The 10764-nt window shown below is 61.4% G+C and carries 7 protein-coding genes; 5 read left to right on the forward strand and 2 right to left on the reverse strand.

The features are described from left to right. Positions 1-80: 80 nt before the first annotated feature. The 4 genes from AB0I57_RS07745 to AB0I57_RS07760 all read left to right on the forward strand — a co-directional run bounded on the left by AB0I57_RS07745 (position 81) and on the right by AB0I57_RS07760 (position 5192). Positions 81-1700, forward strand: coding sequence for a CoA-transferase (locus AB0I57_RS07745; RefSeq protein ID WP_358332090.1), 1620 nt, complete (start codon positions 81-83; stop codon positions 1698-1700). Between the two features lie 29 nt (positions 1701-1729). Next, entirely contained in the window at positions 1730-2533 is an 804-nt protein-coding gene (locus tag AB0I57_RS07750) for an enoyl-CoA hydratase/isomerase family protein (protein WP_358332093.1), read from the forward strand. 52 nt (positions 2534-2585) lie between these two features. Further along, complete coding sequence (locus AB0I57_RS07755) at positions 2586-4034, forward strand: MFS transporter (protein WP_358332096.1); 1449 nt, start codon at positions 2586-2588, stop codon at positions 4032-4034. Positions 4035-4157: 123 nt separating this feature from the next. Further along, positions 4158-5192 carry a LacI family DNA-binding transcriptional regulator gene (locus AB0I57_RS07760; RefSeq protein ID WP_358332099.1) on the forward strand — a complete coding sequence of 345 codons (1035 nt, stop codon included), beginning with the start codon at positions 4158-4160 and terminating at the stop codon, positions 5190-5192. A 49-nt stretch (positions 5193-5241) separates the two neighbouring features. Here the strand turns inward: AB0I57_RS07760 and AB0I57_RS07765 are convergent, their stop codons facing one another. Beyond that, positions 5242-6399 (reverse strand): dihydrodipicolinate synthase family protein, encoded by a 1158-nt coding sequence (locus tag AB0I57_RS07765; protein WP_358332102.1) that lies wholly within the window; start codon positions 6397-6399, stop codon positions 5242-5244. Between the two features lie 152 nt (positions 6400-6551). Between AB0I57_RS07765 and AB0I57_RS07770 the strand changes: the two genes are divergently transcribed. Next, entirely contained in the window at positions 6552-7310 is a 759-nt protein-coding gene (locus AB0I57_RS07770) for an SDR family oxidoreductase (protein WP_358332105.1), read from the forward strand. Positions 7311-7690: 380 nt separating this feature from the next. On the opposite strand, the gene AB0I57_RS07775 is transcribed toward AB0I57_RS07770, so the two are convergent. Continuing rightward, a partial coding sequence (locus AB0I57_RS07775; protein ID WP_358332108.1) for a tetratricopeptide repeat protein occupies positions 7691-10764 on the reverse strand: 3074 nt, incomplete at its 5' end.

Below are 10764 nucleotides of genomic sequence, written 5' to 3' on the forward strand. Positions count from 1 at the left end.
GACTGAGACTCGTCCGTCCGACTGAGCACAGAAAAATTGAACCACGCCTATCGAGTAAGCGCTTACAGTTTGGAGTCGACGTGCATACCCCTCGAGTTCTCACCCCGCGGCAGGCTGCCGACCTCGTACATGACGGCGACATCATCACGGTCAGCTCTTCCTCAGGTCTGGGATGCCCCGATGCGGTACTCGCCGGCCTGGGACGGCGGTACGAGGAATCGAACTCGCCAACAGGTCTGACAAGTGTGCATCCAATCGCTGCGGGTGACATGTGGGGCATCAAGGGCATCGATCACATCGCTCGACCTGGGTTGCTCGCCCGTGTTGTCGCAGGCTCGTATCCGTCCGGCCCGTCGTCCGCGGAGCCGCCCAGGATCTGGCAGATGATCGAGAACAACGAGGTCGAGGCTTACAACTTCCCGTCCGGCGTCCTGTACCAACTGCACCGCGCCGCCGCCACCAAGCAGCCCGGCGTCCTGTCCAAGGTCGGGTTGGACACCTTCGTCGACCCACGGATCGGGGCTGGTCGGATGAATGCGATCACACCCGATGCCATTGTTCGAGTTCATGAGCTCGATGGTCAGGAGTGGTTGTTCTACGAGGCGCTGGTACCGAATGTCGCGATCATCCGAGCCACCACCGCCGACACTCACGGCAATTTGACCTTCGAAGAGGAGGCGTCTCCGCTCGGCGCACTCGATCTTGCTTACGCCGCGCACAACAACGGCGGTGTTGTCATCGCGCAGGTGAAGTACCTCGCCGAAGGCGGGAGCCTCGACCCGAGGACAGTCCGCGTCCCCGGCGTCCTGGTCGATGCCCTCGTCCTCGCACCGGACCAGCTGCAGACCACTCACACGCAGTACGACCCCGCTCTTTCGGGTGAACTACGGCGACCGCTCACCACCATCGAGCCGGTTCCGTTCACGCTGGAGAAGGTCATGGCGCGCCGCGCCGCAGCTGAACTGCAGTCGGGCGAGATCGCCAATCTCGGCTTCGGTGTATCAGCCTTGGTGCCACACGTCCTCGTCGAAGAGGGGCTTGCCAACGCGGTGTCCTGGGTGATCGAGCAGGGACCAGTCGGTGGTGTTCCATTGCTCGATTTCGTCTTCGGAGTCGCGCAGAATCCCGATGCGATCATGCAGAGCTCCGATCAGTTCACCCTCCTCCAGGGCGGTGGGTTCGAGCACTCGCTGCTCTCGTTCCTCGAGATCGACCGGCACGGCAACGTCAACGTTCACAGCCTGCCCAAGCGCCGGCACGTCACTGCCGGAGTCGGCGGATTCGTCGACATAACGTCCTCGGCGCCGTCGATCGTGTTCGTCGGTTCCTTCACAGCGGGGCGGCGCGACATCGCGATCGAGGACGGTCGCCTCGACATCCGTGCCGACGGCCCTCACACCAAGTTCGTGAAGGAGGTCGACTCACCGACCTTCTCAGGCCAACGCGCAATTGCCAACGGCCAGAAGGTCCACTATGTCACGGAACGCGCCGTTCTCGAACTGCGGCTGGAAGGGTTGACAGTCACCGAAATCGCCCCCGGCGTCGACCTGCAGCGCGATGTTCTGGACAAGTCCGAGTTCGAGCTTCTCGTTGACCCGAACCTGAAAACGATGAGCGGCGAGCTGTTTTCGCCGAAGTTGCAGAACCTGCGGCTTTCGCCACTGCCCGAGCATCCACGGGTGCAGGCACTTCAGGCATGACGAACCCCACTAGAACCGAGGACCCTCACGTGAATACCTCTGAATCATCCAGTGATGCAGGGCAGATCACCGTCACTCATACCCGTGGCGGCCGTGTCGCGACTGTGCTGATCGACCGCCCCGGAAAGCTCAATGCACTGACACTCGAACTGCTGGACGATCTCTACTCCGCACTGCGGGCCATCGATCACTCCGATGCTCAGGTCGTCCTTATCACTACGGCAGGGGAGAAGGCGTTTTGTGTTGGCGCAGACGTCGCCCAGTTCTCTCGTTTCAGCCCCGCCCAAATGTGGAGACGCTGGATCAGAGAGGGGCACAGGGTCTTCAACTATCTCGCACAATTGCGGCAGCCCACGATCGCAGTCGTCGACGGCATCGCGTTCGGTGGCGGTCTCGAACTCGCGCTGGCCTGTGACCTGCGGATCGGTGCGAGTACCGCCCGTCTGGGGCTGCCGGAAACCGGCCTCGGAACGACCCCGGGCTGGGGAGGCACCGAACGCCTTACACACGTTGTCGGGGCCGCTCGCGCCAAGGAGATGATATTCGCCCGCCGCCAAGTGCCCTCCGTTACGGCGCTGGACTGGGGGCTGCTGAACGCCATTTCCGAGCGCACCATGCTCGCGGGCACGGTGACAGAGTTCATCGATCGAATTCTCGAGGGCGCCCCCGCCGCAGTACAGGTCAGCAAGCAACTCGTCGACGCCGCAGCCGCCGGCGCCCCCTCCGCTGTCCTCGAGGCACTCGGCAGCGGATTCACAGCAGGAACAGACGATTTCACCGCGGGTATAACCGCCTTCGATAACAAGTCCACACCGACATTCACCGGCTCATGAACTCCACCCCAGATTCCGGCCCGTTCAGGATCCTCTATCGGATTGGCAGACCATGACTCTCGACTCTCCCCATCTGGGTGACAACGTCAATGACGCCCGGGCGACGGCCTCCGATCATCCAGAGGTAACGACCGCTGACCTTCGCAGGGCCGCATGGGGAGCCTCCGCAGGCAGCGCCCTCGAGTATTACGACTTCGCGCTCTACAGCCTTGCGGCGGCGCTGGTATTCGGCCCGCTGTTCTTCCCCAGCGACAACCCGTCAACCGGATTGATTCTCAGTTTCGCCACCTACTTCATTGGATTCGCGGTCCGCCCGTTGGGTGGCATCTTCTTCGGCCGGCTCGGTGACCGGATGGGCCGAAAGTTCGTGCTGTTGGCCACCATTATTCTGATGGGTGTTGCCAGCACCGGAATCGGCCTTCTGCCCACATACCACGGCAGCGAAGGCGACTGGTACTCCGGTGGAGCAGGCATGCTGGCGCCGATCTTGTTGATCGCACTGCGCATTTGCCAGGGCCTGGGCGCCGGCGCCGAGATGGCTGGAGCTTCGATCCTGATGACCGAATACGCTCCGAAGAACAGGCGTGGATTCTTTGCCTCGCTGCCTTTCCTCGGAGTGCAGGTCGGAACTGTTGTTGCGGCCTTGGTCTACTTCGTCGTCTACTTCGGGCACGGCCAGATCACCGACACCTGGTTCTGGCGGATTCCCTTTTTGGCCAGCGTTGTCATCCTCGGCGTGGCGATGTATCTGCGCGTCAATCTGAAAGAGTCGCCCACATTCAGGAAGATCGAAGCCAAGCACCAGATCGACGATCGTCCCTTGCAGCACTTGCTCGAGAATTCACGCCCCTCGTTGCTGCGCGGAATCGGCCTACGGCTCGCCGAGAACGGCTCCTCGTCGATGTATCAGGCACTTGCGGTCGCCTACGTCACCAGCGCGGCGGTCGGTGTCACGGGCCCCATCGGCGCACTGTCGTTGGTCTTCGCCGCAGCGCTGGGCGCCATCGTCGTTCCGATCGCAGGCAAACTCACCGACCGGTACGGGCGAGTCAGGACATACCGCGCCTTCGCGTACTTCCAGTTGGTGTCGGCGTTCCCGATCTGGTGGGCGCTCTCGAAGGGCAGTGTGGTGCTGACGATTGTCGTGATCTCACTCGGCCTCGGAATCGGGACCTGGGGCATGTTCGGCGCCCAAAGCGCTTTCCTCAGTGAACTCTTCGGGTCCCGGCAACGCTATCTCGGCGTGTCCGTTGCCAGAGAGGTATCCGCCGTTCTGTCCGGAGGTCTCGCCCCACTGATCGGGGCATGGATCATCGCGATGGTCGTGGCCTCGGATGGAGGCGCGGGTGTTCCGGGCGCCGGCCTCGGCGCATGGGTCTTCATCGCTGGATACCTGTGCATCCTGACCTTGATCACGATCGGAACCACCTACATCACACCGGATCCGATCGACCGGGACCTCGACGATCCGCGAGATGCGCTCACCGCGACGAAGGTCTGACACGCCGGAACATTCCGTGGTCACGTTCTGGGCGGCTGGTCCAGCGAAATGGGAAGCCGGGCGATACGATGTAAGCGGTTGCAGAGTGATTTTTAGATCTTACTCGGGGAGTCGACAGGAGGCATGAGCTTGAGCGAAGTGCGAACAACCTCCGGTACTCGCCGACCAACGATTTCCATGGTTGCCAAGGCAGCTGGTGTGTCGACCGCAACTGTGTCCCGCGTGATGAGCGGGAATCCCGCCGTGAGCCCCGAGTTGGCTGCACGGGTCCATGCAGCTGCCGAGGAGATGGCGTACCGGCCAAGCGGAGCCGCGCGAGGTCTGGCTCTGGGATCCCTTCGCAACGTGGGAGTGATACTTCCCGACCTCGTGAATGCCTACTTCTTCGACGTGGTCAAGCAGATGCACCATGCCGCACGCGCCGACGGCTACAGGATGCTCGTTGCTGACTACTCAGGGGCTGCGGATGACGAGTACGCGACCGCCGTCGACTTACTCGGTCAGGTCGACGGGTTGATACTGCTGTCCTCACGAATTCCGGTCTCCGGTCTGAAGGATCTAGCGATGCAGTCGACTCCGGTCGTACTGGTGAACAGGGTTGAACTCGGGGTGGATCTGCCCATGGTCGCGGTCGACAACTTCACGGCAATGATGGAATTGTGTGGGCACCTGGCCCAATTGGGTCATCGTCGGGTTGTGTATGTCGCAGGCTCGGATCTGTCATGGCAGAACCGCGAGAGGTGGCGAGCCGTTGAAATGTCCAAAGTGCTTGGTATCGAGGCGTTCAAGGTTGATTCGGATGGGACGATCGATGGCGGTTTCAACGTCACCGAGAGCGCACTCGTTCACGAGCCGACCGCTCTGATCTGCTTCAATGATTTGACAGCGGTCGGGGTGATCTCGAAGCTGCGCGATCTCGGGGTACAGGTGCCCGCAGATGTCTCGGTGGCGGGATTCGATGACGTCGAGATTGCACGCCACATCGCCCCGCGCTTGACCACCGTGCAGAGTCCGAAGGCGCAACTCGGCGATCAAGCCTGGAGGCTGCTGCAGGAGACGCTGCGGAATGAACCCGGCACTTCTTTACCGGCGCTGAACGCGAAGGTCGTCATCCGGGATTCGACGGGCACTATCTCTACGGGCATGGCCCGAGACTGATCCGTTCAATTCACATGGCGGAGTTGCGACTGCACTGCGTGAGATCTAATCAGTCGATGCCGTGTACCGCAAAATATGCGGACGCACGATCGGCAGTGAGGTCAGGGTTGGGGAACAAGCCGATCGCGTCGGCTGCTCGAACAAGATCGGCGAGGTGAAGCAGGCTTCGTCCGGTTTCGAAGCCGCCGATCATTCGAAAATGGTTCTGCTTACCGGTGAGGTAGGCGAGCCACGCGACACCGACCTTGTAGTACTGGGTGGGTGAGGCGAAGATCAGACGACTCAATGACTCGGTGGGCCGCAGAATGGTCTTGAACCCCTGAATATCGTCGGCGTCGAGATGGGCGAAGGCCGCGGATGCGAACGGTCCGATGGCGGCGAATGCACCAAGGAGTGCATCGCTGCTGTGGGTTCCATCTCCTGCGATGAGGTCGACGTAGTTGTAGTCGTCACCGGTGAACACGCGGACTCCGGCCGGCATGCGCTCTCGTAGCGCAATTTCCAGAGACTGATCGAGAAGAGACACTTTGATGCCGCGGACCTTGTCCCGATGAGCGACGATGATCTCCACGACGGTGTCTATTGCGACAGAGCGATCTTCGGCACCCCAGTACCCGTCGAGGGCTGGATCGAACACGGTGCCCAGCCAATGCAGAATCACCGGACGTCGCGCAGCCGACAGGACCGCGTCGTACACCGTTCGATAGTCGTCCGGTCGCTCCGCAGCTCGGGCGAGGTGCCGGCTGGCCATCATGACGACGTCACCCCCGTTGGACTCGATCGCGTCGATCTGCTCGATATAGGCATCGCGGATCTCTGCGAGAGATGGCCGTTCGGATTTGAGCTGATCGGTGCCGACACCAACGACGGCCCTGCCGCCTACGGACTTGGCCTCCGCGAGGGTTCGGACGGCGAGTTCCTTGGCAGCAGTCCAGTCCAGGCCCATGCCTCTCTGAGCGGTGTCCATGGATTCAGCCACCCCAAGTCCGAGTGACCACAGATCCCGGCGCAGCCGCAGCGTTGCCTCCCAGTCGATCTGGTCCGATGCGTTCCCGGCCGAAGCACGAATTGGGTCTGCCACGACGTGGGAAGCCGCGTAGACCTCGCGGCTGGTCGGCGGGGTTGCCCGGACGTTCAGCTTCGCTGGCTCACCGAGAACCAAGTGCATGACCGCACGGTCCGCGGCGGGAAGGGATACGGATGGCACGAGACTCCTGTAAGCGCTTGCTTGCTTCGTGGTCATTCAGTGTATACCGTGATGAACAGCAAAGCTATGCCTCATTTCGAAGCCAACCTTCTTCGAGAAAGCAGTTTCACAACCATTGATGGCATAGCTCGTCTGAGGTCGAAGGGAGTCCAGTGGGCGCAACAGCACAGACCTCGGTGTCCGGTCAGTTGGCTGAGCAGGTAGCACTAGTTACGGGCGCAGCCGGCGGAATCGGGTCATCAATCGCTCGAACGCTCGCTGCACACGGGGCGACCGTCATTGGTGTTGATGCAGATCCGAAAGTGACCGAGGTGATGAGTCGGCTCGGTGGCGCAGGCCTGTGTGGGGACCTTACCGATCCAGACCTGAGTGCTTCCGCGGTCGACCTCGCGCTAGAGACCGCCGGTCGCCTGGACATCCTGGTCAATGCCGCAGGTATTCAATTACGCACGGCAGCTGTCGATGTCGAAGACGATGGATGGCAGCGATTGGTAGATGTGAACCTCTCGGCCGTGTACCGGCTGATCCGACAGGCGATGAAGTCGCTCATCGCAGCACGAGGAAGCGTCGTCAACATCGCCTCGCTGTCAGCGGATCGAGCGGTGCCAGGCATCGTCCCTTACGGTGCGACCAAGGCCGCGCTGACCCAACTGGGTAAGGGGCTTGCCGTTGAGCTCGGGCCACAAGGGGTCCGAGTGAACACAATTGCGCCAGGCTACGTCGAAACGCCGATGACCGCTGAACTCCTCGACCAACCGGAGATCCGAGCCCAGAAGCTGAGCCGAATCCCGCTGCAGCGCTTCGCAGACGGTGACGACGTAGCTGATGTCGTACTCTTCCTGGTCTCGAACGCCGCCCGCTATGTGACCGGTGTCGTCTTGCCCGTAGATGGGGGTTACTCGATTACGTGAGTGGCACGGCGCCCATCCAAGCAGTCGGCTGAGCAGCGCCACTCCCGTTCCAGCCATCGGATTGGGGCTCTTTCAGATTCCCGAGTCGGCGATGCCGGTGAAGACCAGGTCCAGACGTCGGCGAAGCTGGTCGAGGGGGCAGTGTTCGGTTGCAATCCGACCACTCTGCGCCTGCGCTATCCGCAGACGTTGGGGGAGTTGGGCGGGAGAGCACCTCGACGGTAGGCCCCAACTTCGCGTACCGTTCCCTTTCCAATATGTGCCCAACACATCTGCATCAACATGATCAGTGCAGTGGCTCCGGACGCCGCGCGTCTTCGTAACATCGCATTCCAGAGGTAATGCACATATCAGCGGCTCTGCGATACGACGACATCGCTTCAGTCGGTATTCCGGAGTCTATCGCCCGCGTCAGTCGATTCCTGGGTCATGGCCTCGTGCTCACTCAGCAGTGTCCAGAGTAGATCGTCCGCTTCCCGACTACCGGCCTCGGCCGCTTCAGAGAACCAGCTCTCAGCTTCATCCAGGTCACCACGGTCCTCCAACAGATTTCCGAGACTGACCATGGCGTGGACGCTGCCGGCCTCTGCGGCTTCGCGATACCACGACTCTGCCTCAGCGGGCTTGCTGTGATCATGGAGGAGATCTCCCAGCATCACCATTCCAGCAACGCCGCCAGCTTCGGCGGCCTTGCGACACCACCTTTCCGTCTCCACGAAATCGTTCTTTCTCGCGCCCAATTTCGCGAGCTTCGTCATCCCTGACGTGCTACCCGCGACCGCTGCCTTGCGGAACCAGACTTCAGCGACAGAGAATTTTCCTCGATTCTCGAGCAGTTCCCCCAGGCTGACCATGGAGTACCTGTTGCCAGCCTCGGCGGCTTTGCGGTACCACGACTCCGCTTCGACGAACTGACCGCGGTCTCGCAGCGAATCACCTAGATAGTCCATACCTGAAACATGTCCTGCGTCTGCCGCCATGCGGTACCAAGTCTCCGCTTCCTCGCGCCGATCCACATCCACGAGAAGATGCGCGAGCTTCATCATTCCACCCGTATCGCCCAACTCGGCGGCCTCCTGAAACCAAGACTCGGCTTCGTCGACATCGTCGGTGTCGACAAGCAGTTCCCCTAGGTTGACCATGGAGTATCTATTGCCGGCTTCGGCGGCTTTGCGGAACCACCTCTCTGCCTTACCTTTGTCGCCCTGCTCCATCAGCATTCGACCGAGCCGTACCATTGCAGCGGGGTTGTTCAATCTCGCACTCCTGCGAAACCATGCCTCTGCCTCCGTACGATCTCCACGGTTCAGGAGAATCTCTCCCAGATCGACCATTGCCGAGTCGTCACCGTTCTCGGCGCGCCTGCGACCTAGTTGATCGAGATGCTCGTCCGCATCTTTGTTGCCCTTACTGGCGGCTTGGCGTAGCCATTTTTCCGCATCTTCTATCAAATTGCGTTCGAGGAGGAGTTCCGCGAGACTGACCATCGAATAGGTGTTGCCGGACCCGGCTCCCTTGGTGTACCAGATTTCGGCCTGTGCTAAGTCGCCGCGATCGCGCAACAGATCTCCGAGCAGGTCCATTGCTTCCGCGAGGCCGGCAGTCGCGGCTTTTCGGAACCATTTCTCAGCTTCGATGAGATCGTCATGTTCATATAGCAGTGCCCCTAGGCTGTGCATGGAGTACTCGTTGCCGGCTGCCGCGGCCTTTCGGTACCACGTCTCCGCCTCGGCTAGGTCGCCGCGATCGTGGAGGAGGTCGCCGAGGTAGTCCATTCCGGAGACGTGTCCCGCGTTGGCGGCGGCGCGAAGCCATGTCTCGGCTTCGTCGGTGTCGTTGCGGTCGAGGAGTAGCAGCCCGAGGCGGTACATGGCGTTGCGGTTATTGGAGTCTGCTGCTTTGCGGTACCACTTCTCCGCCTCAGTTGACTCGCCTCGTTCCCGGAGTTGATCGCCGAGACTCATCATGCACCAATCGTTGCCGGCGTCCGCGCCGCGCCGAAACCATGTCTCGGCTTCCTGGGTGTCGTTGCGGTCGAGAAATAGCAACCCGAGGCGGAGCATGGCGCCTATGTTCTCGGAGTCTGCTGCTTTGCGGTACCACTTCTCCGCCTCTGTTGACTCGCCTCGTTCCCGGAGTTGATCGCCGAGACTCATCATGCACCAATTGTTGCCGGCATCTGCGCCTCTGCGGTACCACGTTTCCGCCTCGGCTACATCGCCCCGTTCCCGGAGCTGGTCGCCAAGACACATCATGCACCAATCGTTGCCGGCATCTGCGCCTCTGCGGTACCACGTTTCCGCCTCGGCTACATCGCCCCGTCCCTGGAGCTGGTCGCCGAGATTTAGCATGCACCAATCGTTGCCGGCATCCGCACCACGCTGAAACCAGGTCTGGGCTTCCTGGGTGTCGTCAAGGTCGAGAAGTAGCAGCCCGAGGCGGAGCATGGCGCCTATGTTTTCGGAGCCTGCTGCCTTGCGGTACCACTTCTCCGCCTCGGTCAGTTCGCCTCGTTCGCGGAGTTGGTTGCCGAGGCTCAGCATGGACCAATCGTTGCCGGCGTCGGCTCCTTTGGTGTACCAGATTTCGGCCTGTGCCAAGTCGCCGCGATCGCGCAACAGATCTCCGAGCAGGTCCATTGCTTCCGCGAGGCCGGCAGTCGCCGCTTTTCGGAACCATTTCTCGGCTTCGATGAGATCGTCATGGTCGTATAGCAGTTTCGCCAAGCTGTGCATGGAGCACTCGTTGCCGGCTTCCGCGGCCTTTCGGTACCACGTTTCCGCCTCGGCTAGGTCGCCGCGATCGTGGAGGAGGTCGCCGAGGTAGTCCATCCCGGAGATGTGTCCCGCTTTGGCGGCTGCCCGAAGCCATGTCTCGGCTTCGTCGGTGTCGTTGCGGTCGAGGAGTAGAAGCCCGAGGCGGTACATGGCGTTGCGGTTGTTGGAGTCTGCTGCTTTGCAGTACCACTTCTCGGCCTCGGCCAGTTCGCCTCGCTCGCGGAGTTGGTTGCCGAGGCTCAGCATGGACCAATCGTTGCCGGCATCCGCGGCCTTTCGGTACCACGATTCCGCCTCTGCCAGCTCTCCGCGATCGCGTAGGAGATCGCCGAGGTAGTCCATCCCGGAGATGTGTCCCGCTTTGGCGGCTGCCCGAAGCCATGTCTCGGCTTCGTCGGTGTCGTTGCGGTCGAGGAGTAGAAGCCCGAGGCGGAACATGGCGGTACTGTTGTCGTTGTCTACGGCTTTGCGGTACCACTTCTCGGCCTCGGCTAGGTCGCCGCGATTGCGCAGTTGTTTACCGAGATTCACCATGCACCAATCGTTACCGGCATCTGCGCCACGCTGAAACAAGGTCTGCGCTTCGTCGGTGTCGTTGCGGTCGAGGAGTAGAAGCCCGAGGCGGAACATGGCGGTACTGTTGTCGTTGTCTACGGCTTTGCGGTACCACTTCTCGG

Source organism: Rhodococcus sp. NPDC049939 (assembly GCF_040656415.1).
Lineage (GTDB): Bacteria > Actinomycetota > Actinomycetes > Mycobacteriales > Mycobacteriaceae > Rhodococcus_F.